This window comes from Ensifer sp. NPDC090286, from assembly GCF_044769565.1.
Classification (GTDB): domain Bacteria; phylum Pseudomonadota; class Alphaproteobacteria; order Rhizobiales; family Rhizobiaceae; genus Ensifer.
Genome location: NZ_JBIVYF010000004.1, coordinates 1 through 17,855, shown reverse-complemented (window position 1 = coordinate 17,855; position 17,855 = coordinate 1). Strand labels below are relative to the sequence as shown.

The following is a 17,855-nucleotide window of genomic DNA, read 5'->3' as shown; positions in this document are numbered from 1 at the left end:
CCGCCATGATGGACACTCCATACATGCCAACCGAAGCCTGGGCGGCGAGGATAGATTGCTATGACGACGGCCCTGAAATCCAATACACCGGCGACGAACCGCCTGAAGATCGGTTTCGTGCTTGCGCGATCGTTCACCCTTTCCGCCTTCGCCCTTTTCGTCGACACGCTCCGGCTCGCAAGCGACGAACTCGACAAGTCCGGCCGGATCCGCGCCGACTGGCAGGTGCTTGGCAACACGCGGCATCTAATCGCGTCCAGCTGCGGCGTCCAGGTGGCGCCGACATCCGATCTCGTCGACCCCAGCCAATTCAATTACATCGTCGTGGTCGGCGGCCTGCTCAACAGCAAAAACCCGATCGACGACGAGACGATCGGGTTCATCAAGAAGGCGGCCGCGCGAAAAGTGCCGTTGATCGGCCTGTGCACAGGCACCTTCATTCTGGCCGATGCTGGCCTGATGGGCGGACACAATGTGTGTGTCAGCTGGCTCCACTACCAAGCCTTCCGCGAGCGTTACCCCGATCTGAAGGTTCGCTCGGATCGCCTCTTCAATCTGGACCGCACCCGTGGATCCTGCGCCGGCGGCAGCAGTGCGGCCGACATGGCCGCTCAGATCGTTCGCTTGCACATCAGCAAGGAAGCCGAGCGGAACGCCCTTGAAGTGCTGCAGATCGACAAGGCGCGCTCGCACCTTCATGTTCAGACAAGAAGGCCGCTGGAGATCGAGATCAACGACCCACGTTTGAACGCCGCCCTCATCATCATGGAACAGCATACGGAAAACACGATCTCGATCCCTGACCTAGCCTCGTCGGTCGGTTTGTCGCGCCGACAGCTCGAGCGGCTGTTCATGGAAAAGGCGAAAATGTCGCCGGCGCTTGTCTACAGAAAGTTCCGGCTGGAGCGTGCCAAGTACCTTCTCACCCAGACCGATGCTTCGCTGATCGAAATCGCCCTCGAAGTCGGTTTCGAAAGTGCCGGCCACTTCTCCAGGATTTTCGCAAAGACCTATGGACAAACGCCGAGCCGGCTCAGAGCAGAGCGGTCGATATGATCCAGCGGCCGTCACAATGCTAGCGGCGCGTGACAAGAATGTCGTCGAGCAAACGATCCAAGCGCGATTAGGTTTTCGTGGACGTTCCGGTCGATAGATTATGCGATAATTTTGGCCCAGAAGGTGAACATCCTGGCAATAAGCCTGCAGAGCTCGTGGAAGGACGGTTCTGTCCGCACCTGAGGCTACGTCCACACTAAAGCCTGTGAATGGCAGCATCGCGCCCGCATTTCCCCCATTCAGACCACCGTTGCAGCTTGCCGAAAGCTGAGGCCTCGAGTGGGGTGTTAGCGGTTAGGCCGCCGGTCACAGGTCCTGTGAACACCGCCCAAGGCGTTGATGTCAATGTCCACATCCAGAGAATATCAAACAAGTACTCCTTTGCCGCCTCATCAGCTGGGCAAAAAGATTGCCTTCGACCATTTAAAGGTCTATCTTCTGGTCAAATTGGAGACCAATGTATGAAGCTTTCGCAGCAGGTAAAACCTATCAGCTATCTCAAGGCGCATGCGCCCGAGATCGTTCGTTCGCTGGCTGAAAATCGCGAGCCTGTCGTACTCACAGTACATGGCGAGGCAAGAGCCGTGCTCCAAGATGTTAGCGTTTACGAGGAAACCCAAGAGACAATCGCTCTGTTGAAGGTGCTGGCGCTCACCAACAAGCAAGTCGAAGCGGGCAAGGTCGATCGCGCATCCGAAGCATTCAAGCGGATCCGACAACGCGTTTCCCGATCCTGATGCCTTATACCGTTTTACTCTCCGAGGACGCGGAACAAGATATCGAGGACCTCTACCAGTTCATTGCCAACCGCGACGGCGTAGAAACAGCAGATCGGATACTGGGCGAACTCGAGGCCGCCGCCTCGAGCTTAGAGGATATGCCGGCTCGAGGGAACGTTCCAAAGGAACTCGCACCGATCGGAATCACCGAATACCGCGAGCTACACCACAAACCGTGGCGAATGATCTACCGGATCCTCGGCTCGGATGTGATCATTTACTGCGTCGCCGACGGGCGCCGAGACATGCAGTCATTGCTTGAAAGGCACCTGTTTCGCACAGCAAGGTGAGAACAATCCCTCAAGGTCAACCGATCGCGACCTGACTTCGGTTGCGCTCAGTCTGGTCGGACGACTCCATCAATCGCAGCTCAACCGTGCCGTTAAAATGCTAGGCTACTCTCGAAACTCGAAGACCTCCTTGGCGGTCGGACGTGAAGCTTGTTCGACAGTACGCTCCAGTCGATACATTATGCGATCCTGAACGCACAGAACGGGAAAAAAGTGGCACAATCGTCATGCAATCCACTCGCAACTGAAAACCAAGATTGGGCTGATCACTTCCAGATTTTCCATCTAAAACCTGCACTTCCGTCTGATTTTGACTAGCAGTGACGATGTCCTTGGCAGGGGGTAGCACGAGCGCCGTCTTTTCGGACCGAGCCGGGAATGGTCACCTTGTCGTAGCGGGCAGGCTGACGAGCGGATCATCGCTCGTCGCGTCGACGCATTTTGTTGGTCGTCACTAGAGAACCTGCGGCCACTGCTGGTGAGCGTGCATGACGGTCAGGATCTCGACGTCCCGACTTACGCGGTAGGGAATGATGTAGGGAATGTCAGCCAGCACGAGCTCGCGCGTGCTCTTGATACGACCAGGCCGCCCACTGGCAGGGTACTCTGCTAACGCATCCACGGCAGAGACAATCCGCGCCACGACGGGGGCCGCAGCATCCGGATTGTCTCGTTCGATATACGCGCCGATCTCATCAAGCCGCCGCAACGCCCGAAGCGTCCAGCGAATACGCTTCCCACTCATGATTGGCGGGCAGACTTGAGGTACTTCCCGATGACTTTCGCCACATCTTCATCGCTGGCGAATTCACCCCGGTCGGCCTCGGCCAATCCCGCTTCAATCTCGGCAAGCTGCCATTCCTGCTGCTCAACGAAAGCTTCAATGGCTTCGGCAGCCATATAAGAGCGGGACCGATCCAGCTTCGCAGCGAGCTGATCCAGCTTGCTCGCAGTTTCATCTTTTATACGCACAGTAAACGCAGTCATCGGACGTAACTTTCCTTGGTTCACTTTGATTATCGGTGAACCACTCTGGTGCGTCAAGGTTCACGACACCTTCTTCAAAGCATCGGCTAGGGGACTGATCCATCGGTTTTGCTGTGCTTAGAAACTCTCTGATGGGGGTGGCTCACAGTCAGACTCGTCGGCTCATAACCGACTGGTTGAAAGTTCGAGTCCTGCCGGGCCCACCACCGTAGGTCATGCTAATTGCCACCTCCTGAGCACAGCGCCGGTGACCTTTATCTCCTCGCTAAAGTCTTGTATTTTAGCTTTTGCGCACATTATGGGGAGGAACCGTTGGTCATCACTGCCGAGTTTCGGAACACTACCGTTGCTGTCGTGTCCCAATATCCGCTTTTGGGCACTCTGGACTTGGCATCCTCCACCGGCGACACGATCGAGGTTTTGCTCGACCGCCCAAGCGCCGAGGCCCTGCGAAATCCGCTGATCTGGCAAATCGAGCGCTTCAAGGAAGAACAACGCAAGAATCGCATGATAGGAAAGCCACCCAGAATCGATCAGGGAGTGGACGAAATGGGCGTTGATGTGCTTGCCCGCGCGAGAGATAAAGTACAAGGGGTGGCCCCGGGAGAGGTGACATTAGCTGAACTGAACCTAGCGCGAGAAACACTGGGATCTGGCGGTGGTGACATAGGAGCGGCGCTCTACGTTGTCGCTCTGCGAGGGGGGGAGGCCGATGCCGGTCTTATCGAGTCGTTTCTTTATGGTGACTCAGCCGAAGAGTTTGGTGACCTAGCGCTCAAGTGCCTTTGCCGCTACTTAGGCCTCATCGAACGTTATCGGTCACTCGTTCGCAGCCTCATAATGTCCGACCAGGATGCGTGGTACGGTAGCCGGGCAGCCGCGATTTTTCTAAGCGATGTATATTTCAAGAATTACGCCGATGATGAACTAGGATGTCGCTTAGTTACGATCTTCTGCAACTCCAGAGACCGGGAACAAGGGGCCGCACGAGATGCTCTTGTGGTGCTCTTGGACATTAAGGACAAGCTGGAGGATCCCCATGGATTGCTGCCAGTAACACCTACTGCCGATGTACGTCTTATTCGCGAAGTTGCGCAGCGCCGATTTGGATGCGTATAGTTTGCAGCCCAACGCAATTCCGGCACCTGGTTGCGCGGTGACCTGCCCCTGAGAATTTCCTCCAGAATGGATTAGAGTCCGGCCCATTGAGGACGGACGAATGAAGAAGCAGAGATTTACGGAAGAGCAGATTATTGCGGTGCTGAAGGAGCAGGAGGCAGGCGCAAAAGCCGCTGATCTTTGCCGCAAGCACGGTGTTTCAGAAGCGACCTTTTACAATTGGAAGGCCAAATACGGCGGCATGGAAGTGTCCGAGGCGAAGCGTCTGAAGGCGCTCGAGGACGAGAACGCCAAGCTAAAGAAGTTGCTGGCCGAACAGATGCTGGATACAGCCGCACTTCGCGAGCTTCTTTCAAAAAAATGGTAGGGCCTGCCGCCAAGCGTGACGCCGTTGCGCATCTGAAGGCCGTGATGGGCCTCTCGGAGCGACGGGCCTGCCAGATCATATCCGCCGACCGCAAGGCGATCCGTTATCGGTCAAGTCGACCGCCGGAAGTAGAATTGCGGGCGAAGCTGCGTGACCTCGCCAATGAGCGGCGGCGTTTCGGCTATCGGCGACTGTTCGTCCTCCTCCGGCGGGACGGAGAACTGTCCGGGGTCAATCGCATCTACCGGCTCTATCGCGAGGAAGGACTTTCCGTTCGCAAGCGGAAAGCCCGGCGGCGTGCCGTCGGCACGCGTGCACCGATCCTGGTCGAGGCGAAGGCCAATACCCGCTGGTCGCTGGATTTCGTGCATGACCAGTTCGCCTGCGGCAGGCGCTTCCGCGTTCTCAATGTCGTCGACGATGTGACGCGCGAATGCTTAGCCGCCATCCCCGACACCTCGATCTCTGGGCGTCGCGTGGTGCGGGAACTGACGGCTCTCATCGAGAGGCGTGGCAAACCCGGCATGATCGTCTCTGACCACGGCACGGAATTCACCTCGAACGCCATTCTTGCCTGGTCGAAGGATCATAAGGTCCAGTGGCATTACATCGCGCCAGGAAAGCCCATGCAGAACGGCTATGTAGAGAGTTTCAATGGCCGGATGCGCGACGAACTGCTGAACGAGAGCCTGTTCTTCGGCCTCGATCATGCCCGCAGTGCCATCGCCGAGTGGGCGGATGACTTCAATCCTGTTTCATAACGCCCATCTTTCTATGTTGTTGAAGAGAATAAACTTTCCTGATTGGCAGGCGATCCTGTGGGGTGTCGAGGGTTTTGCCGGGCACGATCGAGGATCTGACGTGCTTGTGGAGTCGCGAGTCTTGAACGGCTGAAGATCCATGGGCCATCCGGTAGCGGATGAGCTCCCTCAATTTCTCCGGCCTCGGCCGCCAGACGCAGCGTCTTTGGCGTTATCCCGAGCAACTTCGCCGCACCGCCCAAATTAAGCCACGGCTCGACCCCGTCGATCTGGGGACGGAAGACCGGAATCTTGCGATATGACCTCAGCGCAGTGACCCGCTCCCGTGTCCAGCGATTGCTATTGCCGGTCGTCAGTCCATTGCGATTGAGGACACCGGCAATCACATCGTCATTGGCAATAAGGACGAGCTGTCGCACAGCGTCGACTATGTCGTCAGGCGTCGCGTTTCTTTGCCCGCGGCGCCGCTTCGGCAGGCGCAGCTCGGTATGGACGCCACCAACCCAATGAATGACGAGGACGATCTCAGAGGTTCCATCATCGAGATCGGCAACCACTTCATTGATGAGCGTGCGCACGATGCGCTTCTTCAGCCTCGCGTCGGTTGTCGGCGCCGTCCAGACGGTGCGAAGGTTTCCCGCAAGTGCGGTTGCCTGTGATGCGGACATGGGCAACGGCTGCGGCGTAACTGTCCGATGTTTGGCAATCTTGGCCTCGATCTCGCCGACGCGAGCAAGCGCCTTGTTCCAGCGCGCTTCGAGCTCCGACGTCACCAGCCTGTTCTCCGGATCAGCCGCGTCGTATTGTCGGAATGCCCGGTCGGCGGCATAGCGCGCCGCCTCGAGGTCGCGCAGCAGGGCATCCTGAACCTGGTCGCGTTGGCTGGCCATATTACGTTCCGCCTCGATGGCGGCGGTAACGGCTCCTGGTTCGACCACGCCGAGCAGTGCCTCTTCGATCGCGTCATCGACCCGCAGACCGCCGAAGGCAATGCAGCGGGGCTCGCCATTATCGAGTAGGCCACGCCAGCAGGAATAGCGCGGAATATTATGATTGTTTCCGGTGTACCGGACTGTCAGCTTCCGACCGCACCTCTTGCAACGGAAAAGGCCGGCAAGCAGAGCGTCACCATGCTTCGGCGCTCCGTGATGGCGGCTGGACGGCACATTGTTGCTGACCATCTTGCGGATCTCCTCCGCCCGTTCCCAACTGACGTAACCTTCGTGTGCATCCGGGATCAGCGCCAACCATTCATCACGCGTCTTGCGACGAATTCCAGATCGGCCATCGTATCCCGGCACGGAGCGACTCTTACCATAAGCGTATGCTCCGCCGTAGATCGGGTTCGCAATCATCCGGTAGATGGTGGCATAATTTGGCCTGCGCCAGATGACGTCACCATTGGCGTACCTGACCGGCAGGTCCAGCCCCTGCTCAAGGAACCATAGCAGAGCCTGCCGCGCACTGCCGAGTTCGGCAACCTTGTTGAAGACGAGTGCAATGGCTTCCTGGATGCGTCGGTCGGGATCCTTCTCGATACTGTCACCGGCCTTTACGAAGCCGACCGGAACAGTGACGACGAGTTCACCCCGGCGAGCCTTCTCATAGCGGGCGGAAAGGGAACGCTGACGCAAGAGATCGAGCTCATACTCGTTGAGGCTGCCCTTCAAACCCAAAAGCAGGCGGTCGTTGCCCTGGCGGGGCGCATAAACCGCTTCCTGGTCGACCAGGACGGTATCGACAACACGGCACATCTCGATGAGTTGCTGCCAGTCCCGGCTGTTCCGGGCGAAGCGCGATACCTCACGCGCGGCCACGGCGCCCACCTTGCCAAGGCAGACTTCCGCCACCATCCGGTCAAATCCAGCGCGGGTCACGCCGCCGGCGGCCGAACGACCAAGGTCGTCATCCACCGTCTCTATATGTGACCAGCCGAGTGCTGCCAGTCGGTCCCGCATAGCGTACTGGAGGGCGCTGCTTTCGCGATTGTGCAGAACCTGGTGAGCTGAGGACTGCCGAACATAGAGGATGGCCTTCCGCTCAAGATGGTGCGGTCCGATCTTCTCATGCATCATGACCGGTCTCCTTCTGCTGGGAGACGCGCCCGCAGTTTGCGTGATCGACGAACAGTCGCACGATGAGCACCGTCAGCGCTTGGCGGGTCTCCTGCGGCAACTCCGGCCATTGCGGCGTCCCTGCCGTCTTCCCCCGCTGAGGGGCCGAGAACAGATCGAACTGGTATGTCATGGACTGGCGAGGCATGGACATCTCTCCGACTCGTTTCGTGAGAGACCAATGCTGCGCCCATTACCGCTGTTTGCGATGAGGCATCAGCGTCTTCCAGTAACTTTGCCAAAGCATGCAGGGTTGCGAGATCGACGTGCGGAACTGGCAGGCTGCGCCAATATCCGCTCACGGAGCGGTCGAACATCCATGCTGGGACTTCAAGAAGTCGATCAGAAGAAGAACCAGAAAGGCTGCAGCGGAAAATATGCGTCCCTTTGGACAGCGCCTCATGGACGTGAACAAATCGCCCGGACCAGGGATGCCACGGATACAAAAGCTCGCGAACCTCGGTCCCGTGGGTGTTCTGTCGTCGTGTTGTACAATCATTTCCGGCCGCACTCATCGCTCGGATACCAGACCCCGGCAGACTATGCCGGGTCCATCGCCGCAACCGGCTCCAACGCTGCGCAAGATCAAGCTTCGCGTTTCCGCCGGTTGCTCCCACCGCGCCACTTGGCGTATTCAGAACCGCGGAGGCTCTAGTCGCAGCTGGATGAAGATTCAGTGGCAGGTCAGCGGTATCCTAATATGCCAGCATATCCTGCATCGCCAGTTTGAAAGCGGCACTAGTGGGGAGTATTGTTCCGGTACTGACACTGCTGGCTGAGGAGCGTGCCCGGCGCAGGATCTATCCGGCGAAGGCCGCGGGCTAGGGAGCCTGATCTTGCAGGGTCTAGCTGGGCTGTCAGTATCACCGGAGCGATTGCACCCCCCACCGTTCAATGGGATCAGGGAGCGGGCTGAAGATCTCACGGGTTTTAGAACTTGATTTCTATAGTTGAGACCTGCATCACTTGCAGCACGATGTGGTTGAGCGAACGCCAAACGACTCTGGCTATAAAGAGCACTAATCATGAAGGTAAGTCCAAGGCAGATGGAGGCAGTACTAGCCTTGCCGGTCGTTAAGCGTTTCGAGCACTTTGTCAAAGTCATCGCCGATTGGGAGGAAGTATGGGGGCTGTATCAAGATGGATGGGCTCTTGCCGAAGCGGATGATGGAACAACCGTTTTTCCGCTGTGGCCTGCAAAGGAATATGCACGGGTATGCACTCTGAACGAGTGGAGCGGGTTTGAGCCGCGCGCAATCAGCTTGGGCGATTTCACGGAAGTGCTATTGCCAAAGTTGAAGCTGGAAGGTGTCTTGCCAGGCGTGTTTTTCACGCCGACCAGCAAGGGGGTTACGCCGCCGGTCGACGAGTTGATGGCGGCACTTCAGGAAGAGTTGCAAAACTATTGATCCGGTTACGCAGAAAGTTCCATAATCCGCGTTATGCGATTAACTCTTTGTTTTTTATGCCTTTTTTCTTCCAATCCATTTCCTTTTTCGGAGATGATCCGGCGCCCTTTTCGGAAAACCACGCTGCGGTAACAAATTGGCAGACATTTTCCCCCAGAACAGATTGGAATGGGCGATTTCCACCGGACGTGAAAGCAACGAGCTGGTCAGTGCAAGAGTCGGAAAATGTTGGAATTAAGCGAAGCAAACATTACAAGGTTGTTAGAAGCCGATCGGGAGGAATTGCTCCGAGAAATTGGAGCCAGTACAGGAAAATTTGCGGGCCCAACCGATCTTGTTGCTCGCGGACGAGAAATTTATGAAAACATCCGTAGCAAGCTTCGCGACAAAATCTGCAGGTCACCTACGGTGTTCCGCATTTGGTCAGAAAACCAAACAGAGACTAAACATTTGGTGATAGCTGCGATCACGGATTGTATCGCTGGTTTTATCTTGGGTCTCAGCCCAGCTACTGTTGCGGTGCTCCTTTACAAAGACGGCCTTCCGGACTTTTGCAAAGCAGAGTGGACAGCCCATTTCGACTATCACCCGACAAACTGACCATGACAAACGTCAAGGCTCCGATCGTCGATCACTACGACAAGGTGGCTTTCTACAGAGATTCAGACTCGTCGCGCTTAACACGTTTCACCGACGAAAGCCGAACCGTTACCGTCAATTTCGATGAAAATTGGATATCGGACCTCAAAAGAAGGGTGTTCAACGACAATCGTCGGCTCTTCCGCGATTTCGATTATAACTGGGCTTTGGAAGACCAGAACTTCTCGACACCGATGGAGCAATACATACAGCTAAAACTCTTAGATGTACTCGCCGATGTATCGCCAGATCATCCTAATTATCTTAAGTTTGGCAATATCTGCTTTCGCATCTCCAACACCGCCAATATGAATGCCGAGAGTTTCACAAGTGAAAGCTATAAATATGTTTGCGTAACGTCCGCATATGTAAAGTATATAAAGGAATTTCTTTACACTTTCTTCGAGATATATGCGAAGAGCGGCGCAGACAATGCAAGTAGCGGCCGGAAGAGAACGTCCGGGCAGGCCGTATATGACGAGCTTTCGCGGCGCCCGCTTGAACATGAGACTTCTCTTGCCCGCCTCATCCATACAGGCTTCTCGTACAGTAGGTACAAGATCCCACTTGATCTCGCGCCCCCGGTTTGGAACCATCCCTTATTCGGCGAACATATCAAGGCGGAATACGGCCCACTAATCATTGGCGCAGACCTGTTCCTCGCTCTGCATGAGCTCGGGCATATTTTAGAGCATACTTTCAAATCAACGCGCAGAAACCACAGGGAGGAAATCGAAGCTGATAGGGCGGCTAGCAGCTTGTTTTTGATCGCGTCTGCGCGGGATCCGGTGCTTGCCAGTGTTCACGCCCGGGCGCCTGCTCTGGCGTTTTCGGTTTTGCGCCACTTTAATATGATCCGACGTGTCGCGAAAATTGTTGATAAGTCGATCTCAGATCCGGACCAAATGGCCGGAGAGTTGGAGGAGGAACGTCTTTTGCTGCAACGGGTTCAAGTCTACCGAAACTTCGTGGCAGACAATTTTATGGCGCGCGATTTTGCCGATGCGTATTGGAGCGGACTCGATGATTTTTTTGTCCTGATCGCTGCCTCGCAAGTCTGGCTACTAAGATGGGCCGGTCAAAGAACAAAGCTGTCTGATCTCATCAAGCGTCCATCGCGGGCGAAACACCCCGAAGCAACGCGTTAAGCCTACCAGATGATTGAGCGGGACCGAGGGATGGATATGCCACGCCTAATTGGATCCAATATTATGGCACCTCGCGCGAACATATTTATGGAAATTGTCGGATGTCTGCGGCTTCTGCCTTTTTTGCCGGCTCTGAAAACCCCGCTTTCAAATCGGAGATGGCGAGCATTATCGCCAAAATCACGCCTTTAAGAATTGAGAGATGCGAAGTCGGCTCACGAACCGTTGCATTACATCCCCAATCCCAGCCCCTTCTTCAATCCTCGGGAAAGTTCATACTTTCGGCTCAGCTCGGCTCGGTGCGCCCGATCGACAAGCTGGGCGACCTCAGTGATGCGCTCGATCTTCGCCGTCTCAGCCAGCCCAAGGCGGTTCAGCTCCTTCTTGAACGTGCGCGGGTCTGAGCTGCCAAAGCGCTGCTCGAGCGTGTGTGCGATCTTCTTTGCCTCATCGAGCGCTTCCCGTCCCTCAGGATTGCGCGCGAGTTCTTCCATGAACTGCGCCTTCTGTGCCTGGGGCAACTGATCGAGCTGCTTCAGAATGCTCTCGCTGCGCTCTGTAAGCCCCGGCACTTCGACCACGTCTCTCTTTTCCCGCTGCCAGGTCTCAGCATCGCGCTCAGCTTTCAGTCGCCGCGTCCAGGTCTCGGCGGCTGCTTCAACGTGATTGCCGAGCGCGCGCGCAAACTGACGAGCTGCCTTGCGCTCCTTGTTCTCGCCAAGTAGCCCCGCCCTGCCCCGGAGCTCGCCGAACTGCTCCGGACGCTCCGCCACAGTTTTCGCAAGCGCATCTCCATCGATGCCTTTGTCGACGATCGCCACGGCAATCTTGGCAGCAACGCCATTCGCACCGGCAAAGATGTCCCGCGCGAGAGAACGCACTGGCTCCATTGCGCGGTCAAAAACCGGCGTGGCTTTTTCGCGGGCTATGTCATCGACGCTGCGTGCGTACGATGTAATTGCCGGGACAAGCGGCTCGACGGTACGGCGTTCCCCGAGTGACCGATCAGGGGACGGCGCAGCCACCTCCCTCTGGCGCTCTCGCTCGTCGGTCGGCTTCGATGAACGTGCCAGCGGTACATGTTCCTGACTCGCTGCGATCTGGATCTCGCTGCTGAGACCAAGCCGCTCGGCGATCCCCCGACGCTCGGCAAAGGCACCGGTGTAGTCGAGCGTCGTTTCCTTCGCCCCCGAGCGTCCCATGCTTGCGCTCAGCGTCTTCATATCTTTGAGCTCGTCGCGTCCCGCATAGAGATGCACCGCGTCGCGATGGCGTGTCATGGCAACATAGGAAAGGTGGCGGTCCATGGTTCTCGACGCCATGACAAAGGCGCGGTCGACCGTCGACCCCTGCGACTTGTGAATCGTCGTGGCGTAACCGTGATCAAAGCTTTTGTAGCTGTTGACCGGTATGGAAACCGCCCGGCCGCTGTTGTTCCCGCCGGTCCCGCCATCGAGACGTAAATGTAGTGCGTCCGGCTCGACGGCGATCACGGTCCCGAGCATGCCGTTCTTCACACCGAGATCGCGGTTGTTCTCGAGCAGCACGATGCGATCGCCGTGCGCGAAGGACCGCTCCCCGTCATTCGTCCGATAGGCGACTTCCCGGCCAAGGACATCATGCTCTTCGGCGCCCTTCGCCAACGATCCACGCTGCTGAAGACCCACGCGGATCTCGGCATTGATCGCTCTGACGTCGACGCGGCGATGGGCAAGCGCAATGCGTGATCCGGAGGGCCGGGTATCGGTGTCCGCCAGGTAGTCTCGCACCAGTGCTGCCCTCGCCTCATCGCGACTATCGCCAAACTGCACAGCCCCACGCTCGGCATAAAGCGAAAGCCCCTCGCCCGTGCGATGCGTGGCAAAGGCCACGGACGCCTCGCGTTGCCAGGCGTGCCTCTGCCTGCGGATTTCCGAGAGCTCGACTGCACCGACCCTTTCGACGATCGCCCGAAACGGCGAGCCGGCGCCGATCGCTTGCAGTTGCTCATGATCACCGACAAGAACCAGCTTGGCGCCGGAGATCTCCGCTTGGGCGACGAAGCGCGCCAGCTGGCGACTTCCGATCATGCCGGCTTCATCAATGACGAGCACGTCGTTGCTTGAGAGCAGACCCTTGCCGTTCTGCCAACCGTATTCCCAGGATGCGAGCGTACGCGCGGCAATGCCGGAAGACTCCTCCAAGCCTTCGGCTGCCTTACCGGCAAGAGCGGCGCCATGCACACGATACCCTTGGGCAGCCCAGGCATCACGCGCAGCGGCCAGCATCGTCGACTTGCCCGCTCCGGCAAAGCCGATCACCGCAGCTATCTGCTCAGAGCCGGTGATGTGATGAACCGCCAGACGCTGTTCGTCGCTCAGGCCAACCTGGCCTGCAGTCCCGGTGCGATCCGACACCCGTTCCTCCCCCGCAAGCCCAGACGGTTTCGAATTGGACGTGGCGGCCCTTGCCCGAATGGCATCGTCCTGAATGCTCAGCGCCCGCTCGACATGACGACGATGGACCGGATGTCTTTCCGACTGGCGCATGCGCTCCGCCCCCGCCGCCATCGCGTGCTCGATCTCGACCATCTCGCGCGTCGAATAGCGCGCAAGCTCGGTCTTGGTTTCGGGCTTCAGTTCCACCAGCGCCGATGATGCCATGACCGCGGCAAACGCATTGCGGAACCAATCGGGATCGTCGATGTAGCGATGCAGTGCGCGCGCCACATCGTGACGATCAAACACGCTCTTTTCCCCGGTGATAATCGCAAGCACCTGCTCCGGTTGTCTGCGGATCAACTCGGCATTTTTTCGCGCCGCCTTCTGATCGATCCGCTCGCGCGACACGTCCAGACCGCGCCGGTCCATCTGCGACGCATGCACGCCCATATGCTCGGTCGGCTCGATCTCAAGACCGCGCTCCAGATGCGAGCGATGGTCGACGCGAATATCCAGACCGAGCCGCGCCAGATGCCGGTTAGTGTGATGTTCCCAAAGCTCTCGGATCTCGCGTAGCTGCATGTGCGAGGTCGGCTGATGATGGTTCAACAGCCACTTGTTCTCGCGCTCGATCAACGTCTTTTCGCCGAGCCCCTGTTCCGTCACCACCCGCGTCGTCATCACCACATGCGCGTGGACGTTGCGGATGTCGCTTTCACTCTGTGGTAGGTGGATGGAGAAGTCGACAGCGGCGCCGTAACGGTTGGCGAGGTCACGCGCAAAGTCACGCGTCAGCGCCAGCCGATCGGCCGCAGTCATCTCATGCGGCAGCGCCACTTCGAACTCACGGGCGACCCGCGCATCCTTGCGGTTCTCGGCTTTCTCGACTGCGTTCCAGAGCGTCGAACGATCGAGCGCCCAGGCAGCCTCGACGCCATCCGGAAGCAAGATCTCGGAATGCTCGACGCCCCGCTTGTTCGTGAAGTCGTGCACGATGCCGTCGCGCTCATTCAGCATCTTTGTCGCCGTGCGATAGGCGATGGCGGCAACCGCGCTACGGCCGCCGCTTCGAGCGATCGGTTTCATGCTGCAATGGTAGATGGCCAAGCGACACTCTCCAAAGTCGCACAACCATACCAAGCACTGAGTTGCGCAGCAACTCGTAAGTGCGCCCTTCAGTGCTTCGTTCGCTCCGCTCTCTCCGTCCGGGATTATGCAAGATGCACCCTCCCCATAACAATTCGGGGTTGTGCATTCCGCACCGGCGACTAACTTCCGGCCACAACGCGCAATGGCAAAACTCTCGGATACCACAAGCATCAGGAGAATCTCATGGCACGCAAGTCGATCTCACAGCGCCTCGCCGAACTGGAGGAGCGCAAGAAGACGCTCAAGGCTCGGCTCGGAAAACAGGAGCGCGCCCAGGATACCCGCCGCAAGATCCTGCTTGGCGCCCTCGTGCTGCACCGGCTGGAGCAATGCAACGATCCTGAGTTTACCCGCCGACTGAGAGACTGGCTGCAACGAGAATTGCCCGGCTTTCTCGTGCGCGATGGCGACAGGGCGCTGTTCGACGACATTCTGAACTCAGCTGAGATCGGGGCGGACATCCGAGCCGTAGAATGACGATCGCCTCGTTCCTGAAGTCGCTGATCAGGGCGCCGTTTTTTGCGATCGTCTGCGTGCTCATTGGCATGGTGCTTTCGGCGCTGATCCTGTTTGCAAACGTTCTCATCCACCTGATCGCCGGCGCCGAATACGGCCTTGCCAACGACGTCGTCACCGTGATCGCGAAACATCTTCCGATCGCGCTCGGCGTGCTCGGCTTCATCGCCGCCTTCGTCACTGAGAACATCGCGACCTCGGTATTCGGAACGGCGCGCTGGGCCAACGACCGCGAACTGAAAGAGCTCGCCGCGGGTGATGACGGCTTGCTGATCGGGCGCGATCCGGCGTCGGGAGATCTGTTGCGTTATGATGGACCGGCCCACCTTTTGACCATGGCGCCGACGCGGACGGGCAAAGGCGTTGGCACAGTTATCCCGAACCTCTTGACTGCCGATCGTTCGATCATCTGCATCGACCCGAAGGGCGAGAACGCGGATATCACAGGCCGCGCGCGTGAGCGATTTGGCCCGGTCCATGTTCTCGATCCCTTTGAAGCAACCGATCAGAAATCATCAGCCTACAATCCGCTCGACGTGCTCGGTCCGGAGGGCCTCGATGTTGCCGAAGACGCAAGCACGCTTGCCGACGCACTTGTCTATGACGAACCTGGGACAGGTGGCGAAGCACATTGGAACGAGGAAGCCAAAGCGCTGGTCGCCGGTCTGATCCTCAAGATCGTTGTCGCGGAGTCGCCTGGGCGCCGGCACCTTGGAACCTTGCGCGAATATCTCACCTTGGCACCGGAACGCTTCCTCGCGCTGCTGGCGCGCATGCAGGCGATGGATGAAGCGAACGGGCTGATTGCCCGTACTGCCAATCGGCATCTCGGCAAATCGGACCGGGAGGCCGCCGGCGTGCTGTCGGCCGCGCAACGCCACACCCATTTCCTCGACAGTCCGCGCATGACGGCGGTGCTCAGCCGTTCGGACTTTGGCTTCGCCGATCTGAAGCGCCGAAACGTGTCGATCTTCCTCGTACTGCCGCCAGACAGGCTGTCGAACTATGCCCGCTGGCTTCGTTTGCTCGTCGCGCAAAGCCTCTCTGCGATGGCCCGCGAACGGACCGCAGCTCGCCGTCCGGTCCTCTATCTTCTCGACGAGTTCGCAGCCCTTGGTCACCTGGCTCCGGTTGAACGCGCCATGGGTTTGATGGCCGGCTACGGTGTCCAGCTCTGGCCGATCCTCCAGGACATCCATCAGCTCAGAGCCACCTACGGCCGCCTCGCCGGAACGTTCCTGTCGAACGCCGCGATCCTTCAGGTCTTCGGCGTCAACGACATCGAGACCGCCGAACTGATCGCCCGCACGATCGGCAAGAGAGATGCAAACTACATCACCCAATCCTGGAGCAAGGGCGCCACTTCCAGTTCCGAACACATCGCGGCGCGCGATCTCATCAACGCCGACGAGATCCTGCGGCTGTCGGGAAAAAAGATGATCCTGCTGCGCCAAGGGCAGTCGCCGGCCGTCGTCGCAAAAATCCGGTACTTCGAGGACAAGGAGTTCGACGGCCTGTTCACCCGGCCGCAATAGCGAGATTGCACCACTTCAAGTCTTAGCCCACACGCACTAGATGCTCTGCAGTTGAAGTGATGTCGTCGGCTTGCATGTGCGTGACCTGTCCTGACCGACGGCGTTTTTTGGATGGGACGAATTGCGATGGGTCAGAAACAACCGACGATCAAATCTCCTCGGGGGACTTCAAGCCTGGTTCTGGCGCGAGAACGGGAGGTCGCCAAGACCGCGGCGATCAATGCCCTACTCATTCGGCCCATCGCCGTTCTTCCCGCCAAGGTTGGCGATCCGATCCGGCCGTTTGCGCTTGGGCTCTGGAGCGAGGTCCGCCTTCTCCTGAAACCGGACGTCAGCGTCTCAGCTCTGCGCAAGGCGCTGGCAACCTACGTGCACGCGCGCAGCTACCAGGTCGCGGTCGCACGGCCGGGTTCTATGCGCCATGACATCAACGGCGAGCCGGTTGAGCCGGTCTCAGACGCCGATCGTCTGGATGCGCTCAAGAAGTACGAAAGTTTTAAGGCGCGCAATGGCTCCAGCGCCGAAGCCTCGGTGTCTTCCCTTGCCGCATCAGCGTCAAAGCGCGACGCGATCAGCGCTCTTCTGCTCAGACGGAAAGACGCGCCGCGCTAGAAAAGGCGCCGCTTCCGTCAGCAATTCAAAGGTCAAGCCCGCACGGTTGCGAGCGAGGCTCGCCGAAACCTCGTTCATCACGAAAATGAATCGATGGCGCCAGACCGATTCATAAGTGTCGTTGGACGGTCGGGCGGGAACGCGCGATTCTACGTCCATGATCACGCAGCCCTATCGCCTGTACATCGAGCGCCGAGACGCGAGCCGCAACATGGCGCGGTTCTATTCGCTTGAGATCGGCAGCAACCTCTTCGGCGAAATCTGCCTTACCCGCCGCTGGGGACGCATTGGTGCGCTGGGGCAAACGGCAGCCCACGGGTTCTCTCGGGAGGACGAAGCAATTCGTCTCTTCCTTGTGCTCGTGCGCCGAAAGCTTCGGCGCGGGTATCGCCCGCGAATGCGGGCGCCGGCAGAAAAGCCGGTCACCTGATCTTGGTCGCCCCGCACGCGGGGCGACGCCGGCAAAATGCCTCCAAGCTGGATTTGAAACATCCAGCCCGGAGGCCAAAGAACATCTTCCCTATGCCATAGCCGGTTCGCCGGCGGTGGCTGCCGCGTCTTCTGCGGTCTGCTGCAGTCCGTGCAGGTAGGTCACCGCACGCTCGGCGTGGGCGGCCATCTGGAACACGGCGCGTTTGTCGTTCTTCAGGATCTTCAGCCATGAGGCGATATAGGCGGCATGATCCTCGCGCGGTTCGATCGCAATGCCAAGATCGGCTGAGAGGAAGACGCTGCCGAGTTCGGCAACCAGTTCTTCCTTGGCGTATCCCTCATCGCCCCACTTCTTGTAGCCAAGGTTTCTGGCGAGACGCGTCTCCTTCATTGTCCAGTGGATGTTATGCCGATATCGGCATAACACCCATTATGCCGGGTTCCGGATTATGCCGCGCGGAGCGAGGAATAAGCCATGTTTTCGGCGAAGGATCTCGGCATAAGAACGCTTGCGGTCTGTCC

Annotated in this window: 17 protein-coding genes and 2 pseudogenes; 13 read left to right on the top strand and 6 right to left on the bottom strand. The window is 58.3% G+C overall.

What is annotated here, in order from left to right; genetic code table 11:
• Nucleotides 1-60 precede the first annotated feature (60 nt).
• The 3 genes from ACIQUG_RS20665 to ACIQUG_RS20655 all read left to right on the top strand — a co-directional run bounded on the left by ACIQUG_RS20665 (nucleotide 61) and on the right by ACIQUG_RS20655 (nucleotide 2,125).
• Nucleotides 61-1,056: a GlxA family transcriptional regulator gene (locus ACIQUG_RS20665; protein ID WP_402323771.1), complete on the top strand. Its 996-nt coding sequence runs from the start codon at nucleotides 61-63 to the stop codon at nucleotides 1,054-1,056.
• A gap of 461 nt (nucleotides 1,057-1,517) precedes the next feature.
• Nucleotides 1,518-1,793, top strand: a complete 276-nt coding sequence (locus ACIQUG_RS20660) for a type II toxin-antitoxin system Phd/YefM family antitoxin (RefSeq protein ID WP_402323770.1) — start codon at nucleotides 1,518-1,520, stop codon at nucleotides 1,791-1,793.
• Nucleotides 1,793-2,125 (top strand): type II toxin-antitoxin system RelE/ParE family toxin, encoded by a 333-nt coding sequence (locus ACIQUG_RS20655; RefSeq protein ID WP_402323769.1) that lies wholly within the window; start codon nucleotides 1,793-1,795, stop codon nucleotides 2,123-2,125. The genes ACIQUG_RS20660 and ACIQUG_RS20655 overlap by 1 nt, the downstream gene beginning before the upstream one ends.
• A gap of 454 nt (nucleotides 2,126-2,579) precedes the next feature.
• Here ACIQUG_RS20655 and ACIQUG_RS20650 read toward each other — a convergent pair whose 3' ends face one another.
• Together ACIQUG_RS20650 and ACIQUG_RS20645 are read right to left on the bottom strand one after the other, a co-directional pair.
• Entirely contained in the window at nucleotides 2,580-2,870 is a 291-nt protein-coding gene (locus ACIQUG_RS20650; RefSeq protein ID WP_402323768.1) for a type II toxin-antitoxin system RelE/ParE family toxin, read from the bottom strand.
• Nucleotides 2,867-3,112 carry a CopG family ribbon-helix-helix protein gene (locus ACIQUG_RS20645; RefSeq protein WP_402323767.1) on the bottom strand — a complete coding sequence of 82 codons (246 nt, stop codon included), beginning with the start codon at nucleotides 3,110-3,112 and terminating at the stop codon, nucleotides 2,867-2,869. Before ACIQUG_RS20645 ends, ACIQUG_RS20650 begins: the two co-directional genes overlap by 4 nt.
• A gap of 312 nt (nucleotides 3,113-3,424) precedes the next feature.
• Here ACIQUG_RS20645 and ACIQUG_RS20640 point away from each other — a divergent pair, with 312 nt between their 5' ends.
• Both ACIQUG_RS20640 and ACIQUG_RS20635 read left to right on the top strand, forming a co-directional pair.
• On the top strand, nucleotides 3,425-4,231 hold the full coding sequence (locus tag ACIQUG_RS20640) for a hypothetical protein (protein WP_402323766.1): 807 nt from the start codon (nucleotides 3,425-3,427) through the stop codon (nucleotides 4,229-4,231).
• Nucleotides 4,232-4,331: 100 nt separating this feature from the next.
• Nucleotides 4,332-5,347: pseudogene (locus ACIQUG_RS20635) on the top strand (IS3 family transposase); the annotation flags it as partial.
• A 23-nt stretch (nucleotides 5,348-5,370) separates the two neighbouring features.
• On the opposite strand, the gene ACIQUG_RS20630 reads toward ACIQUG_RS20635, so the two are convergent.
• Both ACIQUG_RS20630 and ACIQUG_RS20625 read right to left on the bottom strand, forming a co-directional pair.
• Nucleotides 5,371-7,434 carry a recombinase family protein gene (locus tag ACIQUG_RS20630; protein ID WP_402323765.1) on the bottom strand — a complete coding sequence of 688 codons (2,064 nt, stop codon included), beginning with the start codon at nucleotides 7,432-7,434 and terminating at the stop codon, nucleotides 5,371-5,373.
• Nucleotides 7,424-7,621, bottom strand: a complete 198-nt coding sequence (locus tag ACIQUG_RS20625; RefSeq protein ID WP_134888141.1) for a hypothetical protein — start codon at nucleotides 7,619-7,621, stop codon at nucleotides 7,424-7,426. The genes ACIQUG_RS20630 and ACIQUG_RS20625 overlap by 11 nt, the downstream gene beginning before the upstream one ends.
• 342 nt (nucleotides 7,622-7,963) lie before the next feature.
• On the opposite strand from ACIQUG_RS20625, the pseudogene ACIQUG_RS20620 reads away from it, so the two are divergent.
• From ACIQUG_RS20620 to ACIQUG_RS20605, 4 genes and pseudogenes are all read left to right on the top strand, one after another.
• Nucleotides 7,964-8,142, top strand: a pseudogene (locus ACIQUG_RS20620) (IS3 family transposase); the annotation flags it as partial.
• Between the two features lie 356 nt (nucleotides 8,143-8,498).
• Nucleotides 8,499-8,882 (top strand): DUF2750 domain-containing protein, encoded by a 384-nt coding sequence (locus ACIQUG_RS20615; RefSeq protein ID WP_402323764.1) that lies wholly within the window; start codon nucleotides 8,499-8,501, stop codon nucleotides 8,880-8,882.
• A gap of 225 nt (nucleotides 8,883-9,107) precedes the next feature.
• Nucleotides 9,108-9,482, top strand: a complete 375-nt coding sequence (locus tag ACIQUG_RS20610) for a hypothetical protein (protein WP_402323763.1) — start codon at nucleotides 9,108-9,110, stop codon at nucleotides 9,480-9,482.
• A 2-nt stretch (nucleotides 9,483-9,484) separates the two neighbouring features.
• Nucleotides 9,485-10,669, top strand: a complete 1,185-nt coding sequence (locus tag ACIQUG_RS20605) for a hypothetical protein (RefSeq protein ID WP_402323762.1) — start codon at nucleotides 9,485-9,487, stop codon at nucleotides 10,667-10,669.
• Between the two features lie 230 nt (nucleotides 10,670-10,899).
• On the opposite strand, the gene traA is transcribed toward ACIQUG_RS20605, so the two are convergent.
• On the bottom strand, nucleotides 10,900-14,196 hold the full coding sequence (traA, locus tag ACIQUG_RS20600) for a Ti-type conjugative transfer relaxase TraA (protein ID WP_402324601.1): 3,297 nt from the start codon (nucleotides 14,194-14,196) through the stop codon (nucleotides 10,900-10,902).
• Nucleotides 14,197-14,421: 225 nt separating this feature from the next.
• On the opposite strand from traA, the gene ACIQUG_RS20595 reads away from it, so the two are divergent.
• From ACIQUG_RS20595 to ACIQUG_RS20580, 4 genes are all read left to right on the top strand, one after another.
• A complete protein-coding gene (locus ACIQUG_RS20595; RefSeq protein WP_402323761.1) occupies nucleotides 14,422-14,715 on the top strand; it encodes a mobilization protein in 294 nt (97 codons plus the stop codon).
• Nucleotides 14,712-16,289: a type IV secretory system conjugative DNA transfer family protein gene (locus ACIQUG_RS20590; RefSeq protein ID WP_402323760.1), complete on the top strand. Its 1,578-nt coding sequence runs from the start codon at nucleotides 14,712-14,714 to the stop codon at nucleotides 16,287-16,289. Before ACIQUG_RS20595 ends, ACIQUG_RS20590 begins: the two co-directional genes overlap by 4 nt.
• Before the next feature lie 126 nt (nucleotides 16,290-16,415).
• Nucleotides 16,416-16,901, top strand: a complete 486-nt coding sequence (locus tag ACIQUG_RS20585) for a ProQ/FINO family protein (protein WP_402323759.1) — start codon at nucleotides 16,416-16,418, stop codon at nucleotides 16,899-16,901.
• A 157-nt stretch (nucleotides 16,902-17,058) separates the two neighbouring features.
• Nucleotides 17,059-17,331 (top strand): WGR domain-containing protein, encoded by a 273-nt coding sequence (locus tag ACIQUG_RS20580; protein WP_402323758.1) that lies wholly within the window; start codon nucleotides 17,059-17,061, stop codon nucleotides 17,329-17,331.
• Between the two features lie 90 nt (nucleotides 17,332-17,421).
• Here the strand turns inward: ACIQUG_RS20580 and ACIQUG_RS20575 are convergent, their stop codons facing one another.
• Nucleotides 17,422-17,760, bottom strand: a complete 339-nt coding sequence (locus ACIQUG_RS20575) for a zincin-like metallopeptidase domain-containing protein (protein WP_402323757.1) — start codon at nucleotides 17,758-17,760, stop codon at nucleotides 17,422-17,424.
• Nucleotides 17,761-17,855: the final 95 nt, after the last annotated feature.

What these genes read in the sequence shown, in the direction of transcription:
- ACIQUG_RS20665 (WP_402323771.1), top strand. Translation starts at nt 61, where the DNA reads ATGACGACGGCCCTGAAATCCAATACACCGGCGACGAACCGCCTGAAG.
- ACIQUG_RS20660 (WP_402323770.1), top strand. Translation starts at nt 1,518, where the DNA reads ATGAAGCTTTCGCAGCAGGTAAAACCTATCAGCTATCTCAAGGCGCAT.
- ACIQUG_RS20655 (WP_402323769.1), top strand. Translation starts at nt 1,793, where the DNA reads ATGCCTTATACCGTTTTACTCTCCGAGGACGCGGAACAAGATATCGAG.
- ACIQUG_RS20650 (WP_402323768.1), bottom strand. Translation starts at nt 2,870, where the DNA reads ATGAGTGGGAAGCGTATTCGCTGGACGCTTCGGGCGTTGCGGCGGCTT.
- ACIQUG_RS20645 (WP_402323767.1), bottom strand. Translation starts at nt 3,112, where the DNA reads ATGACTGCGTTTACTGTGCGTATAAAAGATGAAACTGCGAGCAAGCTG.
- ACIQUG_RS20630 (WP_402323765.1), bottom strand. Translation starts at nt 7,434, where the DNA reads ATGATGCATGAGAAGATCGGACCGCACCATCTTGAGCGGAAGGCCATC.
- ACIQUG_RS20625 (WP_134888141.1), bottom strand. Translation starts at nt 7,621, where the DNA reads ATGCCTCGCCAGTCCATGACATACCAGTTCGATCTGTTCTCGGCCCCT.
- ACIQUG_RS20615 (WP_402323764.1), top strand. Translation starts at nt 8,499, where the DNA reads ATGAAGGTAAGTCCAAGGCAGATGGAGGCAGTACTAGCCTTGCCGGTC.
- ACIQUG_RS20610 (WP_402323763.1), top strand. Translation starts at nt 9,108, where the DNA reads ATGTTGGAATTAAGCGAAGCAAACATTACAAGGTTGTTAGAAGCCGAT.
- ACIQUG_RS20605 (WP_402323762.1), top strand. Translation starts at nt 9,485, where the DNA reads ATGACAAACGTCAAGGCTCCGATCGTCGATCACTACGACAAGGTGGCT.
- ACIQUG_RS20595 (WP_402323761.1), top strand. Translation starts at nt 14,422, where the DNA reads ATGGCACGCAAGTCGATCTCACAGCGCCTCGCCGAACTGGAGGAGCGC.
- ACIQUG_RS20590 (WP_402323760.1), top strand. Translation starts at nt 14,712, where the DNA reads ATGACGATCGCCTCGTTCCTGAAGTCGCTGATCAGGGCGCCGTTTTTT.
- ACIQUG_RS20585 (WP_402323759.1), top strand. Translation starts at nt 16,416, where the DNA reads ATGGGTCAGAAACAACCGACGATCAAATCTCCTCGGGGGACTTCAAGC.
- ACIQUG_RS20580 (WP_402323758.1), top strand. Translation starts at nt 17,059, where the DNA reads ATGATCACGCAGCCCTATCGCCTGTACATCGAGCGCCGAGACGCGAGC.